At 63.0% G+C, this 21,613-nt stretch carries 17 protein-coding genes and 2 tRNA genes; 13 read left to right on the plus strand and 6 right to left on the minus strand.

Annotated features, from left to right (window positions below):
• Position 1 precedes the first annotated feature (1 nt).
• Positions 2-1,156 (plus strand): MFS transporter, encoded by a 1,155-nt coding sequence (locus tag ACW4QM_RS05695; protein ID WP_114540088.1) that lies wholly within the window; start codon positions 2-4, stop codon positions 1,154-1,156.
• A 15-nt stretch (positions 1,157-1,171) separates the two neighbouring features.
• Here ACW4QM_RS05695 and mscL read toward each other — a convergent pair whose 3' ends face one another.
• Positions 1,172-1,651: a large conductance mechanosensitive channel protein MscL gene (gene mscL, locus ACW4QM_RS05700; RefSeq protein WP_418133677.1), complete on the minus strand. Its 480-nt coding sequence runs from the start codon at positions 1,649-1,651 to the stop codon at positions 1,172-1,174.
• A 115-nt stretch (positions 1,652-1,766) separates the two neighbouring features.
• On the opposite strand from mscL, the gene folE reads away from it, so the two are divergent.
• The 8 genes from folE (at position 1,767) to ACW4QM_RS05740 (ending at position 12,173) form a co-directional block, all read left to right on the plus strand.
• Complete coding sequence (gene folE, locus ACW4QM_RS05705; RefSeq protein WP_279056252.1) at positions 1,767-2,330, plus strand: GTP cyclohydrolase I FolE; 564 nt, start codon at positions 1,767-1,769, stop codon at positions 2,328-2,330.
• 107 nt (positions 2,331-2,437) lie between these two features.
• Positions 2,438-2,713 carry an ACT domain-containing protein gene (locus ACW4QM_RS05710; RefSeq protein WP_022741206.1) on the plus strand — a complete coding sequence of 92 codons (276 nt, stop codon included), beginning with the start codon at positions 2,438-2,440 and terminating at the stop codon, positions 2,711-2,713.
• Between the two features lie 559 nt (positions 2,714-3,272).
• Positions 3,273-4,556: an isochorismate synthase gene (locus tag ACW4QM_RS05715; RefSeq protein WP_455798263.1), complete on the plus strand. Its 1,284-nt coding sequence runs from the start codon at positions 3,273-3,275 to the stop codon at positions 4,554-4,556.
• 75 nt (positions 4,557-4,631) lie between these two features.
• Positions 4,632-6,854, plus strand: coding sequence for a 2-succinyl-5-enolpyruvyl-6-hydroxy-3-cyclohexene-1-carboxylate synthase (gene menD, locus ACW4QM_RS05720; RefSeq protein ID WP_455798264.1), 2,223 nt, complete (start codon positions 4,632-4,634; stop codon positions 6,852-6,854).
• 62 nt (positions 6,855-6,916) lie between these two features.
• Positions 6,917-7,900 carry an alpha/beta fold hydrolase gene (locus tag ACW4QM_RS05725; protein ID WP_455798265.1) on the plus strand — a complete coding sequence of 328 codons (984 nt, stop codon included), beginning with the start codon at positions 6,917-6,919 and terminating at the stop codon, positions 7,898-7,900.
• A 320-nt stretch (positions 7,901-8,220) separates the two neighbouring features.
• Complete coding sequence (locus ACW4QM_RS05730; RefSeq protein ID WP_455798266.1) at positions 8,221-8,574, plus strand: hypothetical protein; 354 nt, start codon at positions 8,221-8,223, stop codon at positions 8,572-8,574.
• A gap of 99 nt (positions 8,575-8,673) precedes the next feature.
• Positions 8,674-10,254 carry a sodium:solute symporter family protein gene (locus ACW4QM_RS05735; protein WP_455798267.1) on the plus strand — a complete coding sequence of 527 codons (1,581 nt, stop codon included), beginning with the start codon at positions 8,674-8,676 and terminating at the stop codon, positions 10,252-10,254.
• Positions 10,255-10,526: 272 nt separating this feature from the next.
• Positions 10,527-12,173: a Na+/H+ antiporter NhaC family protein gene (locus ACW4QM_RS05740; RefSeq protein ID WP_302233508.1), complete on the plus strand. Its 1,647-nt coding sequence runs from the start codon at positions 10,527-10,529 to the stop codon at positions 12,171-12,173.
• A 130-nt stretch (positions 12,174-12,303) separates the two neighbouring features.
• Here ACW4QM_RS05740 and ACW4QM_RS05745 read toward each other — a convergent pair whose 3' ends face one another.
• The 4 genes from ACW4QM_RS05745 to ACW4QM_RS05760 form a co-directional block, all read right to left on the minus strand.
• Complete coding sequence (locus ACW4QM_RS05745) at positions 12,304-12,789, minus strand: Rrf2 family transcriptional regulator (protein ID WP_288221028.1); 486 nt, start codon at positions 12,787-12,789, stop codon at positions 12,304-12,306.
• A 309-nt stretch (positions 12,790-13,098) separates the two neighbouring features.
• A complete protein-coding gene (locus ACW4QM_RS05750; RefSeq protein WP_288221027.1) occupies positions 13,099-14,460 on the minus strand; it encodes an NRAMP family divalent metal transporter in 1,362 nt (453 codons plus the stop codon).
• 9 nt (positions 14,461-14,469) lie between these two features.
• Positions 14,470-15,837 carry a magnesium transporter gene (locus ACW4QM_RS05755; protein WP_114540102.1) on the minus strand — a complete coding sequence of 456 codons (1,368 nt, stop codon included), beginning with the start codon at positions 15,835-15,837 and terminating at the stop codon, positions 14,470-14,472.
• 268 nt (positions 15,838-16,105) lie between these two features.
• Positions 16,106-16,182, minus strand: a tRNA-Arg gene (locus ACW4QM_RS05760).
• A 189-nt stretch (positions 16,183-16,371) separates the two neighbouring features.
• On the opposite strand from ACW4QM_RS05760, the gene ACW4QM_RS05765 reads away from it, so the two are divergent.
• Positions 16,372-17,799, plus strand: coding sequence for a citrate synthase (locus ACW4QM_RS05765; protein ID WP_302568263.1), 1,428 nt, complete (start codon positions 16,372-16,374; stop codon positions 17,797-17,799).
• Positions 17,800-18,169: 370 nt separating this feature from the next.
• Here the strand turns inward: ACW4QM_RS05765 and ACW4QM_RS05770 are convergent.
• Positions 18,170-18,257, minus strand: a tRNA-Ser gene (locus ACW4QM_RS05770).
• A 134-nt stretch (positions 18,258-18,391) separates the two neighbouring features.
• On the opposite strand from ACW4QM_RS05770, the gene ACW4QM_RS05775 reads away from it, so the two are divergent.
• The 3 genes from ACW4QM_RS05775 (at position 18,392) to ACW4QM_RS05785 (ending at position 21,612) form a co-directional block, all read left to right on the plus strand.
• On the plus strand, positions 18,392-18,931 hold the full coding sequence (locus tag ACW4QM_RS05775) for a nucleoside deaminase (protein ID WP_114540103.1): 540 nt from the start codon (positions 18,392-18,394) through the stop codon (positions 18,929-18,931).
• A gap of 163 nt (positions 18,932-19,094) precedes the next feature.
• Positions 19,095-20,375, plus strand: coding sequence for an ATP-binding protein (locus ACW4QM_RS05780; RefSeq protein ID WP_114540104.1), 1,281 nt, complete (start codon positions 19,095-19,097; stop codon positions 20,373-20,375).
• 172 nt (positions 20,376-20,547) lie between these two features.
• Entirely contained in the window at positions 20,548-21,612 is a 1,065-nt protein-coding gene (locus tag ACW4QM_RS05785; RefSeq protein ID WP_114540105.1) for a 4-(cytidine 5'-diphospho)-2-C-methyl-D-erythritol kinase, read from the plus strand.
• Position 21,613: the final 1 nt, after the last annotated feature.

Below are 21,613 nucleotides of genomic sequence, written 5' to 3' on the forward strand. Positions count from 1 at the left end.
TATGGGCCGGCAACTTGCGCCGCTGTTTTTCGCCGCTTTCCTCGCTTACGGCTACAACAATATCTTCATGACGCTGACCCCCTCTTTTGTGGTGGCCGCAGGAGGGACGTTGGCGGAAGCGGGGCTTCAGAACAGCGTGTATCTGGCCGCGGCAGTCCTCTTGCGCTTCGCCTTCGGCCCGGCGGCGGATCGGTGGGGCACGAAGCCGGTCATGCTCGTGGGCCTTGCGTCGTTTGTGCTCGGGGGCATTCTGTTCCCGCTGTGTGCCGAGTTCTGGCAGATGCTTTTGGTGCGCTGCGTGCAGGCGGTCGGCCTTGCTTCTTTCTGGTCGTCGGCCACAGCCACCGTTTCGGAGGCGGCGCCACCCCAGGCGCGGGGCCGCTGGCTCGGCCTGTATCGCCTGACGACCTCCGCCTCGCTTCTTCTGGGGCCTCTTGTGGCGTTCGGGCTCGTGAAGGCCGCGGGGTTCGCCGCGTGCTTCTGGATGCTTGCTGGATGCTCTGCTGTTGCCTTGACTTGCGTTGGCGCCATGAGGCTCCCTCGCCGTCGACGCGAGCGGCTTCGGGTAAAATCCCCCTGTGTGGAAGGCTCGCTTTCTCTATCGGGAGTTGTTGGTATGGCGGTGACCGGGACGTTTGTCGCTGCCATGGGGTACGGGCTGCTGTTCAGTTTTGGAGGCACCTTCATCTCGGCTGCCGGAATGACCGAAAACGAGGGATGGTGCTTCACGCTTATTGGGCTCGGGGGCCTTGCGGCCAATCCCGTTGCCGGCATCCTCTGCGATCGCCGCGATGCGCGCCGGCTGTTCGGCGTCCATGGGCTGCTCATGGGGATGGGCGTTGCGCTCTTCGCCGTGGCGGCATCGTCTTTGCCAGCCCTTGTCGTTTCGGGCCTTTGCATCGGCTATGGCTATGCGGGCGCCATGGTGTGCGCCCAGGCTATGATTGCTCGCCAGGTGGCGGAAGGCCGCCAGGCGACGGCGCTCGCCCTGCAGCAGAACGCCATCGACGTCGGCATCGCCTCCGCGAGCGCTCTGTATGGAGCGGTGTTTTCCGTTTTCGGTGCTGCAGCCGCCGAGCCCTTTGTTTGCCAGGCGTGCCTTATCGCGCTCGTCGGACTGCTGCTAGCGAAGCGTTGGGCGTCCCCGGCCCGATGACTGGCGTGCCGGTCGCTACTTCTTCACGACTTCGATAGTCACCTCGGCTGGGGCGGGCAGCTCGGCGGTGCAGTGGGGACAGCGGGTGGCGCCCACGTTGATCTCCTCCAGACAGAAGGGGCAGGTGGGGGCATGCTCGATGACTTCCTCGCCCTTGGCGTTTTTCAAGAAGGGCAGCTTCGCCGTGCCGTCCTTCATCTTGTTGAAGGCCTTCACGATCATGAACACGACCCACGCCACAATGAGGAAGTTGATGATGGCGCTGATGAACGCGCCGAAGTCGATGCCGTTTTCGGTGCCCGCAACGGGGATGGTGAGGCCCGCGACATCGGTGCCGTTGCCCCCGGTGATGAGTTTGATGAGCGGGTTGATGATGTCGTCGGTCAGCGACGTGACGATGGCGGTGAACGCCGCGCCGATGATGATGCCGACGGCCATGTCGATCACGTTGCCGCGGTTGATGAACTCTTTGAACTCGGCCAGGAGGCTTTTCATGGTCGATCCCTTCTTGCGTGAAACCTTCTGCCAAGGTATTATGCCGCTCTTTTGCCGTGTGTCCATAGCGTCGTGATAACATGGCGCCAACCGTTTACAAGGAGTTACGACAACCGTGGATACAGCGAAAATCGAAGCAGGCGTCCGCCTGATTTTGGAAGGCGTCGGGGAAGACCCCGAGCGCGAGGGGCTGCGGGAGACGCCGGCGCGCGTGGCCCGCATGTACGAGGAAGTGCTGGGCGGCTTGGAAGAGGATCCGTCGCGGCATTTCGATGTGACCTTCGACGAGGGCCACGAGGAAATCGTGCTCGTGGGCGACATCCCCTTCTTCAGCATGTGCGAGCATCATCTGGCGCCGTTTTTCGGGAAGGCGCACGTGGCCTACATCCCTGGCGCGGACGGGCGCATCTGCGGCATCTCGAAGCTGGCACGGCTTGTGGACGGCTTCGCCAAGCGCCCCCAGGTGCAGGAGCGCCTGACCGGGCAGATCGCCGACACGCTGGTGGAAGCGCTGCATCCCGCCGGCGTCATCGTGGTGCTGGAGGCCGAGCATATGTGCATGTCCATGCGCGGCGTGAAGAAGCCGGGCGCAAAAACGACCACGCGGGCCGTGCGCGGCTGCTTCGAAACCGATGCCGACGCGCGCTCCGAGGCGCTGTCGCTGATTTTCCGCCACTAAAGCGATGCCCGTTTCGCTGCGGGCGAGCATGAAGCATCTGCCCGCGCCAGCCTAAGCGGGCGCAAGCGAGTTGAAGGATTCCGTCCCCACTAGAAAGAAGGTTTCCCATGAAGTGCGTCATCTCCGTCCTCGGCAAGGACCGCTCCGGCGTGGTGGCTGCCATCGCCACGACGCTGGCCGACTGCGGCGCCAACATCGACGACATCTCCCAGACGATCCTCGGCGAGGGTCGCATGTTCTCCATGACCATGATGGTGACGCTGGATCCTGCCGTCGCCGACTTCAACACCGTGCAGGAGCGCCTGGCCGCCGACGGCGAGCGCCTGTCCATGCAGGTTCTCATCCAACGCGAGGACGTCTTCCAAGCGATGTACGAGATTTAGAACGCCGCTTCGATCCCGCATGCGCTCGGCCCGCGCTGAGGAAGAATTGCCGCTACGGATGCGTGTCGACGGGCGATTGCGCCGCGACTGTGCCGCCGCCCGAAATTCCTGCTGCGCGCCTTCTTGATCGTTGCCGATGTCCATCGCCAGCGCTTGAGGCGTCGCTAAAGCCCACGCGCTCAGAACAAAAAAGCACATTTTCCAAGACGTCGTACCGGTTTTTGCTCGGTCGTCTATTTGATTACCGAGAAATGCCAGGTCAGCGAGTTGCATCCCGAGCTTTGCTTCTGAGCGATTTGGAAAATGTGCTATTTTGGAAGCGATTACTTGGAAAATGTGTTTTTCTGTATCGCCGATTTTTGCACGTACCCGATTTTGTCCATTATTTCACAATTTCCAAAACTGACGCTGAAGGAAGCCGGAAGAGAGGGCGCTGAAACGTGCGTCGCCCTCTTGGCGAGACGTTTTCTCCTCCAGCCACGTTTCGTATCCTCCGGAACTGCAGATGGTAGAATGTTTTCCACAAATATGCGTAATCGAAGGCAAATAGGGACGGAAGATGACCCGAATTTACACATGCAATGTGCCCATTGAGGCGGATCTGGTGGATGCGTTCTGCTGGCTGCAGAAAGGGTTCACCGACCAGTTCGTTTACTACGATAAGCAGCGTGCCTGCCGCTATATGGGACTCGGCCGCTGCATCGCGCTGCCCAGTTTGCGCGATGTGGAATACGAGTACGGCGAGGGCAGCCCGCTGCACGAGGTCGCAGCTGGCGAGGATGCCGCCGAGCAGCCGCCGGTGTTCTTCTCGTTCAACCGCTTCGACGCCACCAATCCCGCGCCGGCCGACGAGTTGATGGCCTCCTTCCCGCGGCTGCGGTTCATGCTGCCGGAAATCGTGCTCATCGAGAACGAACGCGGGCGGTTTCTCCAGGTAAACTCGCTCGGTCCGGTGTATCCCGGTCGCGTGGCTCGCTTCACGCGCATGGTGGCCGCTGCACCGCCCCGCCAACGCGCGGTCATTCCATTTTCTCTCGAGCCCGATTCTCGCGAGGCCTGGGACGAGGCCATGGGTGCGGCGCTTGCGGCCATTGGGGAGGGCCGGGTGTCGAAGGTGGTGCTCTCGCGTCGGTTGCGCCTTGTGGCTGAGCATCCTTTCTCGTCGAAGGATCTGCTCGTGAACCTCATCGACGGCGACGCCCGGGGCACGGTGCTTCTGTACCGCTACGCCGACGTCTTCTTCTGCGGCTGCACGCCGGAGCTGCTCGTGCGCAAACGCGGCGATGCTGTGGCGTCGATGTGCCTTGCGGGAACGTGCCCGACGGGGGCCGCCTCGGCGGAATCGGATGCGCTGGCGGAGGCGCTCATGGCTGACGGGAAGAACCGCGCCGAGCACGATTATGTGGTGCAGCTCATCCGCAGCGTGCTCGACCGTGTCTGCTACGACGTGGATGTGCCCGCAGTGCCCGAGATCATGCGACTTGCCCATGTGCAGCACCTGTACACGCCGGCCCGCGCCCGTGTGCTCGCCGGCGTCACCCTGACCGATCTGATGGAAGACCTGCATCCCACGCCTGCCGTGGCCGGCACGCCGGTGGGCGAGGCGAAGATGCTGCTGCGGGCCATCGAACCTTACAGCCGCGGCTTCTACGCCGGGGCCTGCGGCTTTGTGGACGGTGCCGGCGACGGCGAGTTCTCCGTGGCCTTGCGCACCGGGGTCTTCGACGGCGAGATGGGCTACGTCTACGGCGGCTGCGGTATCGTTGGCGAAAGCGATGCCGACGCCGAATACGAGGAAATCGACCTGAAGCTGCGCACCATCCTCTCTGCTTTCGGCGCGTAGCCTCTTGTCGCGCGGCTCTCCGGGGGCGTTTCGTGCGCTATCATGGACGGACGAAATTCGCGAAAGGAAGTGGCGATGCCCATAACGACGACTCATCAGCAGGATACCGCGCTGTTCGTGGCGGCGTTTTTCGACGAGATGGTGCGCTGGGGCGTGCGCGAGGTGGTGGTGAGCCCCGGCTCGCGGTCGACGGCCTTGGCCATGGCGGCCTACGAGCTGGAGCAGCGCCGACCCCAGGATCTGCGAGTTTACGTGGATATCGACGAGCGCGGGGCTGCTTTTCTCGGCCTGGGTCTTGCGAAGGCGAGCGGTCGCCCCGTGGCGCTCGTGTGCACCTCGGGCACGGCCTTGGCGAACTACTACCCGGCGGTTATCGAGGCGGAAACGTCCCGGGTGCCGCTCATCGTTCTGTCTGGCGACCGGCCCCCGCAGCTGCAGGGCCTCGGCGCGCCGCAGACCACCGATCAGCTGAAGGCCTATGGCAGTCACGTGCGCTCCTTCCGCGCCATGCCCACGCCGCGCGGCCGCGACCGCGACATCGCCTTCGCCCGCCAGGCGGCTCGCGAGGCGGTGCTCGCCGCGCTTGGCCCGACGGCTACGCTGGCTCCCTACCGAGAGCCGGCGCCGGTGAAGGAGGGGTTGCGCGAGCCCGTGGCGACCGGCGTGCATGAAGGGACGGATTCTGCGGTCGCGGCGGCTTCCCTCGGCAAGCATGCTGCTGTTTCAGCTGGCTCCGGGGCCGCCGCGCTGCCGAAGGACCCTGCTGCCACCATCGCGCTGCCGATGGACCCTGCTGCTACCGTCGCGATGCCGGCGAATTCTGCGATCGATGACGCTCCCGCCGATGCTCCTGCGTGGGATACTGCTGGCGACTTTGCGGCCGCAGCCGTTGAAGAGGCCGATTCTTTCCAGCCTGTCTTCTACAACGAGGCCGGCGACATCGTGAACTACGATCCAAACCTGCAGGTGGCTTCCCGTGCCTGCATGCACCTGGCCGGCCCCGTGCACGTGAACTTCCCCTTCGATGCCCCGCTCAAGCCCGATTTCGCCGGCGCCGATTTGCAGGCCATGCAGCGTGCCGCCCACGACTGCTTCGCTCTGGGCGCTCGCAACGCCAGTATCGCCGCGAAGGATGGTGCCCTTCTCGATCTGGGCCCGCTTGTTGGCCCTGCCGGCACATTGCCCCAGGCCAGCATCGAGTCCATCGAGCGCCTTCTGTGGAAGCGGCCGTGTCTCGTGCTCGCCGGCGAGGGCTCCTGCGAGACCGTGGCGGAAGCCGAGGAGATTCTCGCTTGGGCCCGCAAGCTGTCGCTGCCGGTGCTTGCCGATCCGCTGTCGGGTCTGCGCTCCATCGACGACCCGCTCATCATCGACAACTACGACAATCTCTGCGCTCGCGCCGACTGCCCCGTGCCCGAGGTGGTCATCCGCTTCGGTCGCTACCCTGTCTCGAAAAGCGCAACCGCCCTGTTCGAGCGCGCGCGCCCCGTCTCCCTGACCGTCGATGTCGCCGAGACGCGCGATTTCAACGCGGCGACGGACGTGTTCGTGGGTACGACACCCCTCGGGTTCGTGCGCAGCGGATGGCGCGCCGAGGGCCGCAAGGCTCAGCACCGCTTCGCTGATGCCTGGGTCGCCCTCAACGACGAGGCGCGCCTGCGCATTCTCGCCGTGGAATGGGACGGCGTGGCCACCCACGATTCCGAGGCCACGGAAGGCGCCTACGTGCGCTCGCTTCTCGAGCTGGCGCCGGAAGGCTCGTGCCTCTTTTCGGCGAATTCCATGAGCATCCGTGCCGTGGACACCTTCTACGTAAAGGACGGAAAGCCCCTGGCTGTGATGGCCAATCGTGGGCAGAACGGCATCGATGGCGTGGTTTCCACGGCGGTAGGCGCGGCGCAGCACTTCGCCCAGACGACGTTTCTCACCGGCGACTTCACGCTGCTGCACGACCTTTCCGGTTTGGCGCTCCAGCGCGAGATGCTGCTCCAGCGCCGCGGATCCGCAGAGACGCCGTCGCTGGTCATCGTTCTTCTGAACAACAACGGCGGCGCCATCTTCGACATGCTGCCCCAGGCCTCCGCCGACCCGTACTTCGAGCGGCTGTTCCTCGCGCCCCAGGACGTGCGCTTCACCGAAGCCGCCGCCGCCTTCGGCATCCCCTCGGCCAGCGTGCACACGGTCGGCGCCTTCCGCAGCGCCTACGAGCAGTTCCTCGGCACGCCGGGCATAAGCCTCATCGAGGTCGCCCTGCCCCTACGCGGCGTCCGCGACCGCTACGCCCCTTACCAGCGCTAACGCTTATGGGTTCGAGTGAGTTGCGCGATGGCGGGGCGATTACGGAGGGACGCGGTGGAACCGTGGTGAGATCTGCCGGCGAAGGGATGGCCCCCTGCATCCTTCTGCACGGGTTCGCTCAAACGCCTGCGTCGTGGGATGCGGTAGCGCAGCGGCTGCAGGCGGCCGGTCACCGCACCTATGCACCCGACTTGTACGAGTGCAAGGGCGACCTCAAGCTGCCAAGCGTTGAGGAAGTTTTGGAAGGTACGGAGGTGGGGGAAGACGGGGAAGACGGGGAAGACGGGGAGGGCGTGGAAGGCGACGCGAATGCCAAAAACGTCTCCGGGGCGGTGCGCGACCCGCTGACCTCCCTCGATGCGGCGTGTGATCGGGTGGCGGGCATTGTGCGTTTGGTCGCGCAGGTCGATGCCGCGCCCGTGCTCGTTGGCTATTCCATGGGCGGCCGCATCGCCGCTGAAACCGTGGTGCGCTATCCCAATCTGCCGCTGGCCGGGCTTGTTTTAGAAAGCGCGGGGCTCGGGCCTGCCGACGAAGCCGCTCGGGCCGCCTTAGCCGAGCGCAATGGCGCCTGGGCTCAGCGGCTTCGCGATGAGGGCGTTGCGGCCTTCATGGACTGGTGGGAGACGCTGCCGTTGTTCGCCAGCCAGCGTGCGCTTCCCGCGGAGGCGCACGCCGCCATCCGAGCCGAGCGCACCTCCCGCGATGCAGAGCCTTTGGCCCGCTCTCTGGAAGCCTGGGGTGCTCACCATCAAGCTGCCGAAACGGTTACGCTTGGCGTCCTTGCCGACCTGGCCAACCGCGGCGTTTCGGTGCTCTACATTGCCGGCGTCCTTGATGAGAAGTACTCCGCGGTAGCCGCCCGCGTCCGCGCTGCCGGCCTTCCCACAGAGCTCGTCCCCGATGCTGGCCACAACGCGCACCTCGAAGCCTCTTCCAATTTTGCGGGAACCGTTGAAGGCGTTCTCGCTGAAGATGTTCTTGATGGAGATGCCTTGGCGCGAAATGTGGCTTCAAAATCACGAAAGATCGGATACGGGGCCTAAAAGAGACCTTCCCGCGGCCTTTTTGGCTTAGAAATCACGAAAGATCGGGCGAAGAGCGCCAAAAAGGCCTCTCAGTAATACAAAAGCGCTCGTTTTCCCAGGTGGCGTATTACAAAAAAGTCTCTACTACTCCGATCTCGCCGATCTTTCGTGATTTTCAAGCCAAAAAGGAACTCGAAGTCGCGAAAGGGACTTAATGTCATCACGGCTTCCTGATATCTTCTAAGCCATGGCCGCGGCAGTCGTGGCTGTAGCACCTTCTCGCCGCCTTTTCCAAATTATGACCCACAAACACACTTTATTGTGCTAAAGTGTCGGCCATGATTTTCGTTCAGGGACATAAAAGCGGCATGGACGCGGCGGCGCTTGCCGTGGCAAGCCAGCACATCGCCCAGCAGTCGTGTGCCCGCGAGGCCGCGGCTATCTTCGGTGCTCGCGCGATGACTCGGGGGGCCGGAGCGGTTGCGCTAACCTGCCGCGATGCGGTGGCCTGCGCCCTCATGAGCGCGCATAAGGCTGCCCAGTGTTGCACCGACGCGGTCGAGCGTGCGCTGGCCAGTGCGCACAAGGCGGCTCAGTGTATCGCCGAGGCGGCCCGCGCTGTTGCCAGCCAGCATGAAGCCCAGCAGTCCCTGCGCGAGGTCTTCCCACAATTTGAGTTCCGATACCAATAGCACACGGGTTTTCGCCCGTGGCTATTTTTTTGTAGCCCCGGGCGAAAAGTCGTGTGCGCCATCGGACGTATCCGCACACTGGAAGGAAAGAAGAGGGAAATGATCGCGAAAGTTCTTTTGGTAATCGCCTTCGTGGCCGTGGCCGTGGCGGTGGGCATCTACTGCCGTCGGCACACGGGCACCGTGGATGGCTTCATCCTGGGTGGCCGCAACGTCGGTCCGTGGATGAGCGCCTTCGCCTATGGCACGAGCTATTTCTCGGCCGTGGTGTTCGTCGGCTATGCGGGCCAGTTCGGCTTCAAGTACGGCATCTCGGCCACGTGGGCCGGCATCGGCAACGCCATTATCGGCTCGCTGCTCGCCTGGTGGGTCTTAGGCCCCCGTACCCGCGAGATGACCCATCGTCTGCAGGCATCCACCATGCCGGAGTTCTTCGGCAAGCGCTACGATTCCCGCGCCCTGCGCATCGCGGCGGCGGCCATCATCTTCGTGTTCCTCATCCCGTACACCGCGAGCGTCTACAATGGTCTGTCGCGTCTGTTTGGCATGGCCTTCGCGCTGCCCTACGACGTATGCGTCATCGGCATGGCGGTGGTCACCTGCATCTATGTGGTGCTTGGCGGGTATATGGCCACGGTCATGAACGACTTCATTCAGGGCATTGTCATGCTGCTCGGCATCATCGCCGTCATCGTGGCGGTCATCTTGAACAACGGCGGCTTCTCCGAGGCCATCATCTCGCTGTCGCAGATCCCCGCCGAGGGTTCGGCCATGCAGGGCCCCTTCGTCAGCTTCTTCGGGCCCGATTTGTTCAACCTGCTCGGCGTTGTCATCCTCACGTCGCTGGGCACCTGGGGCCTGCCGCAGATGGTGCAGAAGTTCTACGCCATCAAGACCGGCCCGGCCATCAAGCAGGGTGCCATCATCTCCACCATCTTCGCCTTCGTGGTGGCCGGCGGCTCCTATTTCCTCGGCGGCTTCGGTCGCCTCTACGGGGGCCAGATCGAGTACGCCGCCAACGGCACGCCCATCTACGACTCCATCATCCCGACGATGCTGTCCACCTTGCCCGACGTGCTCATCGGCCTGGTGATTGTGCTCGTGCTGTCGGCCTCCATGTCGACGCTCTCGTCGCTGGTGCTCACGTCGTCATCTACCCTGACCATCGACTTCATCAACGGCAACATCATCAAGAACATGTCCGAGAAGAAGCAGCTTGTCTGGATGCGCGGCCTGCTCGTGGTATTCATTGCCATCTCGGCGCTCATCGCGCTGTTCCAGTACCACTCTTCGGTGGTGTTCATCGCCCAGCTCATGGGCTACTCTTGGGGTGCGCTGGCCGGTTCGTTCCTCGGTCCCTTCCTGTGGGGCCTGTATTCCGGGCGCATTTCGAAGGCGAGCGTGTGGTGCTCGTTCGCCGTGGGCGTGGGCCTGACGGCTGTGAACATGGGCTTGGCGCTGTCCGGCGGCGTGCCGCTCATCGCGAGCCCCATCAACTGCGGTGCGCTGTGCATGATCATCTCGCTGGTCATCGTGCCGGTAGTAAGCTTGTTCACACCGGCGGTGCCCTTCCAAATTAAGCCGCCGACCACTGAAGGCGCCATCGACCGCGAGTACGACCGCGAACTCGCCCAGGAGGAGCTGGAAAGCGCCACCGCCAGCGCCGCCGCTGACGTGTAAGTGCGGAAAGTCACAACCGTCACAACTGAAGATGAGAAACCTGGAAAGTCCCGTGTGATCGCGGGACTTTTCTCTGACTAACTCGGATATACTTATGCTGTTCTGTCACCAGAAGGCCGGGGGCAGGGCACCGGCGACGGCCGCGTTTCGTTGTCACGTGCAGAGCGCTCGCAACGTTCGCATTGCGCATTCGCGCGCTGAGCGCTCGCATCGCGCTCCGGGGTCGCGCGTTCGCGGGTGTCATGCCCTCGGCCTCTTGAGGAAGGAAGGTCATGGAAGGGTTCGAACTCATTGCCACGGGCCTGTGGTCCATCGTGCCGCCGATTCTGGCACTGGTCCTGGCGCTCATCACCAAGGAGGTGTATTCGTCGCTGACCATCGGTGTGTTCACGGGCATGATCATCTACCAGTTCACGCTGAACGGCGCCGGTGGCGAGCAGCTCGTCGCCTCGTTCACCATGGTGCCCCAAATGATGGCCGAGCAGATAGCCGGCAACGGGGCGCTGCTTTTGTTCCTTGCGCTTCTGGGAGCGCTTACCGTGGTCATCGCCACGGCGGGCGGCTCCCGCGCCTATGCGGAGTGGGTCACCACCCATGTGAAGAACGCCCGCGCGGCCTCGATTCTCACGGCGCTGCTCGGCATCATCATCTTCGTGGACGACTACTTCAACTGCCTCACTGTGGGCGCCGTCATGCGCCCGGTGACGGACAAGTTCCGCGTCAGCCACGAGAAGCTCGCTTGGATTATCGACTCCACGGCGGCCCCGGTCTGCATCATCGCGCCGGTGTCCTCCTGGGCGGTGGCCGTGGGCGGCTACATGGGTGAGGACGGCTTCAACACTTTCGTGGCCTCCATCCCCTACAACTTCTACGCGCTGCTGACCATTTTCTTCGTGTTTTTCATGCTGTTCCTCCAGAAGGATTTCGGTCCCATGGCCGCGGCTCAGGCCGATGCCGAGGGGCGCATTCCCCCCGAGGGCTCGGCGCTTGAGGCGGTCTCGCTCGCCCGCATCGCTGACAAGGCCCAAGTCGATTTGGAAGGCGCGCCGAACATCCCCACGGTGGTGACCGAGGAGGGCGACATTGACGATGCCGCCGCCGGGGCCATCGAGGAGTACAAGGGCCTGAACATCTCCGAGCGCGGTACCATTTGGGATCTTATCGTGCCCATCCTGGTGCTCATCGTGTTCTCCATCCTGGGCATGATGTACATGGGCGGCTTCTTCAGCGGTGTCGATTTCGCCACGGCGGTCGGTGAGAACCCGGTCATGGGCCTGTGCATCGGCGCCTGCGTGGCGCTGGTGGTGGCCGCCTGCATGTTCCTGCCGCGCAAGCTCATGAACCTGGGCGGTTTCGTGGAAGCCATGTCGGAAGGCGTGCGCTCCATGATCGGCGCCATCATGATCCTCGTGCTGGCCTGGTCGCTCGGCGGGTGCTGCCGCTACCTCTTGGGCACCGGCGAGTTCGTTTCCGGCTTCTTGAATGGCCTGGGCGTGGGTCTCGACCTTCTGCCGGCCGTCATTTTCGTAGTGGCGGCCTTCATCGGTTTTGCCATGGGTACGAGCTGGGGCACCATCGCGCTCATTCTGCCCATCATCATCGGCGTGTTCGCGGCCGAGGATCCGCTGTTCCTCGTGGCCGTGGGCGCGGCGCTGGCTGGCGCGGTTTACGGCGACCACATCTCGCCCATCTCCGATACGACTATCCTGTCCTCGGCCGGCGCGAAGTGCAACCATCTGCGCCACGTGGCCACGCAGATTCCCTACGCGACGCTGGTCATGATCGTGTGCTTTGTGGGCTACATCATCGCCGGCTTCACGAAGAACCCCTGGATCTCGCTGGCGCTCGGCGTGGTGCTCATCGTGATCGCCGTGCTGGTGCTCGTGCGCATGGAGGCGTCGAAGAAGGCGAAGGCGTAAGTCTCGCCCCTCAAAGCGAGCCAGCAACGGATTGCTGACCCTGCGCAACGACGCAGAAAGAAGGCCCCAACCCGGGGCCTTCTTCGTTGGTTGACTATGGAATGCGACAGACCGTCCGCCGTGCTGCCGCCTACGCTGCTGCGGCGGCTTCGGCGAGCAGGCGCTGGCTCTCGGCGATAAGGCGTCCGGCCAGAAATTCCTTGCCCATGGTCTCGTTCTGAGAAGCGTCCAGCAGCATCTGAAGCGTGATGCTGTCGAAGTAGGCGTCGTAGCCGGTGAGAACCAGATCGTACGCTTGCTTGATGCCTTGCACCATGGACGCATCGGCGCGATCCTTGCGACGGGTGCGCGTCGTGTCCTTGGCGTCGTCGTCCAGCGCGTTCACCACTTGCAGTAGGGTGATCTTCGAGGGGTCGTTGGCCAAACGATAGCCGCCGTGCTTGCCGGGCCTCGCCTCGATGATGCCGGCATTGCGCAAAAGCTGCGCGAGCTGAATGAGGTAGTCACGGGGGATCGACATGTCCTGGGCGATATCCTTCGACGAGCAGGTGTGCCCCTGCGCGGCCAGGTACAAGACGGCGCGCAGTCCATAATCTGTTGATGCTTTGAATTGCACTGCAGCCTCCTAACGTGTGAACGCCTACGGGTCTGCAGCTTGCGCTCCATCGACGCGAACGAACGGCCCGTGCCGACGTTGCGTCACCCGCAGGTGTGTCGGGAGCGGTCCTTTTTGTTCCCGGCACTTAGCAGTATGCGAGCCGCAAAACGCAAATACAAGGGATGTACCAAACGATGAGCGCACCGATTCGCTTACGTAAACACCCTGTTGAATTCAGTAATCGATGAGCGTTTAAGTGGGGAAGGGGAGCGCAAGGAAGCCGGCAGGAGAGGCGCGGCGGGCGGATGGAGCGGACGGAACGGACGGCTATGCGAGCCCCAGCACCTGCATCACGAGCAGCGCCACGGTGAGCGCCGCCACCACACCGACGGTGGCCCACAGAAGCACCTTCGACACGCGTCCGCTTCGGTAGTCGCCCATGATGTACTTGTCCGCCGAGATGATGGCCATGAGTGCCAGCAGGATGGGCAGAATCACGCCATTGACGAACTGGGCCGTCAGCATCATGCCCAAAAGGTTCACGTCGGGAATGAGCACCACGATGGCCGAGAACGCGATCACGAAGGTGAAGATGGACTTGAACGTGGGGGCCTCGCGCCATTTGAAGGACACGCCCGCTTCCCAGCCGAAGGCCTCGCAGATGACAAATGCGGTCGTCAGCGGCAGCACGCAGGCGGCCAGAAACGACGCCGCGATGAGCCCCACGGCGAAGAGCGCCTCGGCGTAGGGGCCGGCGAAGGGGGCGAGCGCCGCAGCGGCATCGGCCGCCGAGTCAATGGTGATGCCGGCGGGGAAGAGCACCGCACCTGTGGTCACGATGATGAACCAGGCCACCACGCAGGCGGCGATGGTGCCGGAGACGGCGTCGGCCTTCTGCGAGAAAAGGTCTTTGGGCGTGAGGCCCTTCTCTACCACGTTGCTCTGTGAGAAGAACATCATCCAAGGCGCGATAGTGGTGCCGATCATGGCGATGACGAGCGAGATGAAGCTCACATCGCCGACAAAGGTGGGCACTACGGTGTCATGCAGCGCCTCGCCCCAATTCGGCTGGGCGAGGAACGCCGCCACCACATAGGTGAGAAACACCAGCGACAGCCCGAGGAACACCCGCTGCACGCGCTTGTAGGAGCCGCCCACCACGAGCAGCCACACGCCGAGGGCCGCCACGGGCACCGAAATGTACTTCGACACGCCGAACATCTCCATGCCCGAGGCGATGCCGGCGAACTCGGAGAACGTCGTGGCCACGTTGCCCACCAGAAGCGCCAGCATGGCGAAGGCGGCGATGCGGATGCCGAAGCGCTCGCGGATGAGCGCGGCGAAGCCCTTGCCCGTGACGGCGCCCATGCGGCCGGCCGTGGTCTCCACGACGGCGAGCAGCACGCACATGATGGGGATGACCCACAGGGTGCCGAAGCCGAAGTTCGCGCCGGCCGTGGAATAGGTGGAGATGCCGCCGGCATCGTTGCCGGCCATGGCGGTCACGATGCCCGGCCCCATGGCCGCCAGCACCAGCAGCAGCTTCGACGGCTTTTTCGTCGCGGCGGGGCCGATCTGCTCGCCGGCGGGAATGCCCGTATCGGCGATCTCCTCGGCTGCCTGGTGCCGCGCGCTCTCTTCGGCGCCCAGGCGCCCGGCGGCCGTTGTGCGCATGTCCTTCGCGTTCATGGCAGCCTCCTAGTAGTGCAGGCCGCCGAGATGCAGCGAGCCCGCCAGCTGTAGCAAAATCAGCGAGTAAAGGAACAGGCCCATGAGAGACGCGACGGTAATGCCGGCAATCGACAGCACATTCATCTTCGTCTTGTCGCCCGCCACATCGTCCTCGATGGCGTCCCAGGCGTCGTCGGTGGTGACGATGCCGAGCAGGGTGCCGTGCTCGTCCACCACGGGCATGGCCGGGATGTCGTACTTGAAGATGTCGGCGGCCACGTCCTCCTCTTCCTCGGAGGGAAGGCAGCTGATGATGTCGTCGTACATGATGTCGCCCATGAGGCGGTCGGCGTTATACAGAACGAGCGTGCGCAGGGAGTTCACGCCGAGCAGCTTGCCGTACTCATCGGTGATGTACACGTAGTGCACCGTCGGATGATCCTCGGGCAGCGCGCGCAGCACTTCGATGGTGTCAGCCACGGTGGCCGTCTTCGGCACGGAGACGAACTGGGTGGTCATCATGCCGCCGGCGGTGCCGTCCTTGTAACCGAGCAGGCGGCGGATTTCCGCGGCGTCTTCCACGCCCATGAGGCGGAGCAGCGTCTCGGCCTTCTCGTAGGGAAGGTCGCGCACGATGTCGGCGGCGTCGTCGGGGTCCATGTTGCCGATGAGCTCGGCGGCCCGGGCGTCGGGCAAGTCGTCGATGAACTCGGCTTGGTACTCGTCTTCCATCTCGGAGATGGCCTCGGTGGCGCGGCTGTCGTCCAGGTGCGCGAACACGCTGGCGCGCTGCTGGGGATCAAGCTGCTCCAAGATATCGGCCACGTCGGCGGGATGCAGCTCGTCCAAGCGGCGATGGGTCACCGACAGCTGCACCTCGGACAGGTCGCGGTCGAGCAGATCCATGTAGTTCCAGGCGATGAGCTGCTCGTCCACCTTCTTGTGGAAGAGCTTCGCCACGTTCACGACGGCCTTTTCCAGCAGCGGATGCAGCCCGCGCAGGATGCCGCGCACGCCCACCTCAGCGCCGAGCAGGCGCAGCTGCGTGCCGGACTGTGAGAGCTTCAGGTCGTTCACGCGCACGACCTTAAGGCCCTGGGTGTCGACGATCTGACGATCCATAAGGTCGCGGGCCAGCAGCACCTCGTCGGGCTGCAGGTAGCTGAAGCGGATGTCGTGGGCGTCCACCGACAGCGTGATGCCGTCGTCGTCGAAGGTGTCGACGTACTTGCGCCACGAGATCATGAACGGCACGCGCCCGGGCCCCTGGAAGGCCAGGCTCGTGATGCGCGGAAAGACCTCGCCGGTGGAAATGGCCAGGTCGGATATGGTGCCGAGTCGCTCGCCTTGTGCGTCGACCACGGGCTCGCCGATCATTTGAGAAAGATAGAGCATGCGTGTTCCTCCGTGCGGTAGGCATCAGCGCATCGGAATGGGGCGGCGTGCGCGAGTCGCTGAATCTGCGAGATTAAGCGCGATGACGCCCAGGGCGATGGGTGATGCTCAGCAGTCGTCCCTTCCGACGACCGCGCGGAGGCGAGAAGCCGGAAGTCTACATACTGTGAGGTTTCGATTTTCGAACCTTCAAGTACGTTCCTTTCCTTGGCCTGACAAAAAAAGAACCGCTCGAGGCGGCTTCTATTCTGTTCTGAACGATCTAAAATGGTGCGCCGTGAGGGATTCGAACCCCCGACGTACTGATTCGTAGTCAGTCCCTCTATCCAGCTGAGGTAACGGCGCACTTCCGAACAGCAACGATTATTTAACCATGACCCCAAAGCCTTGTCAACGAGAATTTTCAACTTTTTTGAAAATGCGCCGTTCGCCGTGCGGAGTGGCGGTCGTGGAAGCCCCCGCGCGCCCCGCCTTGTGCAGGCGTTAGAATAGTCCGATACCCGTGTAGCGACCATTTTTCCGGGAGGGTGCCCCATGGCCATGGAAATAGATGAAGCCGTCATCCGCGTGGACAACCATGCCGAAATCGACGAGGTCGAGCCCATCGAGATCAGCGACGACGAGGCTCGCCGCGTGCGCCTGTACGAGAACTTCTACCAGGTGAACGCCATCGATCCGGCGCTGTATGCCCAGCACGACGTGAAGCGCGGCCTGCGCAACGCCGACGGCACGGGCGTGCTCGCGGGCATGACCAACATCTCCAACGTGCACGGCTACGTAATGTCCGACGGCGAGAAGATGCCGGCCGAGGGCTCGCTGCGCCTGCGCGGCTACGACCTTTACGACCTTCTGGGCGATTTGGACCCGACGCGCCGCTTCGCTTTCGAAGAGGTGGCCTATCTGCTGCTCATGGGCGAGCTGCCGACGCAGGAGCGTCTCAACCGCTTCGTGGAAGTGATCGATTCCCAGCGCGAGCTGCCCGACGGGTTCACGGCCAGCACCCTTATGGTGGACACCTCACCCGACCTCATGAACATGATGGCCCGCTCCATTCTGCGCCTGTACGCGGCCGACGAGTCCGCCGAGGACCGCTCGCCCGAGCACGAGATTCACACGGCGCTCTCGCTCATCAGCCGTCTGCCGCGCATCATGGTGCTGGCCTACTACGCCAAGCAGGCCGCCTTCAACCATGAATCCATGATCATGCACCGTTTCGTGCCCGGGCAGTCCACGGCCGAGACCATCCTCTCCATGCTGCGCCCCGACCGCTCGTTCACGCCGGAAGAGGCCCGCATGCTCGATATCATGCTGTGCCTGCACGCCGAACACGGCGGCGGCAACAACTCGTCGTTCACGACCCATGTGCTCTCCTCGGCGGATACCGACCCCTATTCCACCTATGCGGCGGCCTTCGGCTCGCTGAAGGGCCATCGCCACGGCGGCGCGAACCACCAGGTGCGCGCCATGCAGGCGGAGATCAAGGAAAACGTGAAGAACTGGGAAGACGACGACGAAGTGGCCTCCTACCTGGCGAAGATCGTGAACAAGCAGGCCTATGACGGCACGGGGCTCGTCTACGGCATGGGGCACGCGGTATATACGCTTTCCGACCCGCGCGCCGTCATCGGCAAGCGCTTCGCCGAGCAGCTGGCCGCCGGCACGGAATACGAGGCCGAGCTGAACCTGCTGAAATCCATCGAGCGTTTGACGCCCGAGGTGTTCGCGCGCGAGAAGGGCTCCACCAAGGAGCTGTGCGCGAACGTGGACATGTACTCGGGCTTCATCTACTCCATGATGGGCATTCCGGAAGATCTGTTCACGCCCCTGTTCGCCTGCGCCCGCATGGCCGGCTGGGCAGCGCACCGCTTCGAGGAAATCGCCGCCGGCAAGCGCATCATCCGCCCCGCCTACAAAAACACCATCCGCGGCACCAAACCCTACGTCCCGATCGAGCGGCGGTAGGGATCGGAGCCGGCAAGGCTGGTATACCCGGTGACAGAACGCCCGGTTTTGCGCCGGTCGAGCGGTGATGGGGGTCGGACACGGCAGCACTGCTAGCCTGGTGACAAAACATCCCTGTTTCGTGCGCGTTTTTGGATTTATATAGGCATCGGTCTTCCGTTTCGTAGCGCGCGCCAACTCGTCACGCAAAGCATGATGGGTCTGACCAGGCAAAATGCAAATGTGGCATTCCCGCATCTCCTGACTAGGATCTTAGCAGGCTTTCTGAATGTCTATATAAGTCCATAAATGTGCACAGGAGGGTCTTGTTTTGTCACCGACAAGGGTCGAGATTTGAAAAAGGCCCGAGCGAGTCGGGCCTTGGAGGTTCTGGCGGAGGCGGTAGGATTTGAACCCACGGTACCTTTCGGCACGACAGTTTTCAAGACTGCTTCCTTAAGCCACTCGGACACGCCTCCGCATCATCGGGCTGTCGCCGCTGTGCGGCGAACGCGACGCACAGGATACCACATTCCGCTGCGATTATGGGGAATCGCCTGCTTTGCCGCGTCGCGCGGCGGTTGTTTGCGCGGCACCGCTTATAATTCCCTCCATGAACGAACATCGCACACCCGAAGAGCAACAGGCGCTGGACGCGCAGTATATGGCGCTGGCCTTGGAAGAGGCGCGGGCTGCGGGCGCGGCGGGGGAGGTGCCCATCGGGGCTGTCGTGGTGTACGAGCCCATCGACCGCGGCACGCGACGACCGTTGGCCGAACCGCGCGTCATCGCTCGGGGCCGCAATCGCCGCGAGGCCGACCGCGACCCGGCGGGGCATGCGGAGTTCCTCGCCATGAAGGAGGCGGCCCGCGTGCTGGACGCCTGGCGTCTAACCGATTGCACCGTCTACGTCACGCTGGAACCCTGCATCATGTGCGCCGGTCTCATGCACCAGGCGCGCATTGCCCGCTGCGTGTACGGTGCGCCCGACCAGAAGGCGGGTGCGGTGGGCACGCTGTACGACATTCACGCCGATGGGCGCCTGAACCACCAGTTCGAAGTGACCGGTGGCGTGCGGGAGGAAGAGTGCGTGGCCCTGCTGCGCGGCTTCTTCCGCGCCCGGCGCAAGAAGCCGATGTCAAATCTTGGATGAGGTGTGGCCGGTCTTTCTCGCCTACGAGTCAACCCATTTATCTCTCCGTCGCAAATGTATCTAAAATTTGAGCGCAAATCTCTCCAACAGAATATCGCAAATCAGTGTAAAATACGATGTAGATAATGAAATCGGATAAGCTCTGAGAAGGGAGTAAGCGACAGTGCAGTATCGCAATCGCATTGCCGATCGAGAGCTTGAGTTTCGTCTGGAATCTTTCGGTGCAACGCTTATTGTGGGCCCTAAGGGCTGCGGTAAAACTACCACAGCGAAGCAGAAAGCCGCCAGTGTCGTGGAGCTGCAAGATGAGGATAAGCGCGACAATTACCTTGCTGTAGCGGCAACGCAGCCTTCGCGGCTGCTGGAGGGCCCGAAGCCGAGGCTCTTCGACGAGTGGCAAGATGCGCCGAAACTATGGGGCGCTGTTCGCAAGTCGGTGGATGATGAGCAAAAGAACGGGCTCTATATTCTTACTGGATCGACGTCGCAAGAGGTGGACACCCCGCATACGGGTACTTTACGCATCTCAACGTTGAAGATGCAGCCGATGAGCCTTTTCGAGAGCGGCGAGTCAGAGGGCTCCGTATCTCTTAAAGCGCTCTTTGATGATTCGACGAGTTATGACGGCTGCACCTCGAAGCTTTCCATCGATGAGTTGATCGTGGCGATATGCCGAGGAGGATGGCCGCACGCCATCAACAACACCTCCTTGCGTTCGCAGCTAGCAGTGGCCAAGGATCTCTTTCGCCAAACATGCTTTGTTGATATGTCTGACATAGATGGACAAAAGAGAAATCCGCGCTGGGCTGAAGCGATTCTGCGCTCCTACGCACGCAATCTATGCACTTTAGCAGAGACGAAGACGATCTACCGCGACGTGCGAGCAACGACGGAGCTGTCTGAGTCGACGTTCTACGATTATCTTGAAGCGCTCGAAAAACTCTACATTGTTGAGGACGTTCTTGCCTGGTGCCCGGCCATTAGATCCAAAACGGCAATACGGGCTTCGAGAAAGCGAAACATGGTAGACCCGTCAGTTGCCGTCGCCGCGCTTGGACTGAGTCCAGCGTATTTCAACGAGGATTTCAAAACGTTAGGCTTCCTCTTTGAGTCGCTCTGCATGAGGGATCTGAAGGCATATTCCTCGGCGCTCGGGGGCGAGTTGTCGTACTATCGCGACCGGTACGGATTGGAGGCCGATGCGGTGCTCCATCTTGACGATGGGCGGTATGCGCTTGTTGAATTCAAGCTGGGCGAAAGTGAAATTGATGAAGGCGCAAAGCATCTTCTTGAAATTGAGCGGCTTGTTTCCGAGCGCAACAAAAAGGAGGAGCAAGTTCCATTACGTCTTCCCGACGTGAAGCTCGTTATCACCGCCACCGAGTACGGCTATCGTCGTGAAGATGGTGTCTGCGTGGTGCCCATTGGATGCTTGAGACCATAGGTTTCCAGTTTTGATCAACTGGATTTCTGACCTGTCTCTATTCCTGGCGGAGATTTGAAAGAGCGCTGGTGACTCTCTCAGGCGTCGCTTTCCCATTCGCTATAATTTTTCCCACGAACGAATGACGAACGCCTAGGGAGCGGCAAGCGGCCGACTACGGAAAGGAACGCGAATGACCGAGAACGCCCAGCGCAATCGCGAGGCGGAAGTGAACCTGCTGGCGGCGGCCCGGGAGGCCCAGTGGTCGGCGGCTGCTTTCATGGGGCCGAACACGATGAAGCTGGTGTCGCCGGCGAAGGTGAATCTGCTTTTGGCCATTGGGGCGCGCCGCGAGGACGGCTACCACGATGCCGACACCATCATGCACGCGCTCGCGCTGCATGATACGTTGTACCTGTGCGCAGAAGATATCTCGGCCGATGAGCTGGCGAAGCGCACCGCCGAAGGGGCGTCCCGCGAGGACGTTGCCGTGGGCGGCCCGGCGGACAACCTTGTCATGACCATCGACTTGGCCGACCGCACGGGCCAAGACCTCGCTGTGCCGGCGGCCGACAACCTCGCCTTCAAAGCTGCTGATCGCCTGTCCCGGGCGGTGGGCCGCGATCTTCCCGAGGCCATCCAGCTGCGCATCGAAAAGCACATCCCGGCCCAGGGCGGCTTGGGCGGCGGCTCGTCGAACGCGGCGGCGGTGCTCGTGGGCCTCGCGAAGGCGTGGGGCCTTGCGGCCGATGACGAGCGCGTGGCCGACGTTGCCCGGTCGCTTGGGGCTGACGTGGCGTTTTTCCTCCACGGGGGTTGTGCCTTGCTCGGCGGTGTGGGCGAGGTTTTGCAACGCCGTCTGGAAACGTCGCGGCGCTCCGTGGTGCTGGTGAAACCAGCAGAGGGCGTCTGCACCGCCGAGGCCTATAAGCGCTTTGACGCTGCGCCGCGCCCCGTGCCCCAAGACGTGCTCGTTTGCGACCTCGCCGCTACTCGCGCCGACGACGTGGTTCTCGCCAACAACCTCGCGCCGGCGGCCGAGGCCCTGTTGCCCGAGCTGCCCTCCATTCGCGAATGGCTCGCGGAACAGGCGGGCAGCGAAAGCGTGCTCCTCTCGGGCAGCGGTTCGGCCACTTTCGCGCTGGTGGACACGTTTGCCGGGGCCAGCCGCATCGCCACGGCTGCCACGGCTCACGGCTGGTGGGCGCGCCCGACGAGCCTCTCCGGCTTGCGCGCCGCCGTCGTTCCAGGGCGGTAAT

Source organism: Adlercreutzia sp. CNCM I-6207, from assembly GCF_977072305.1.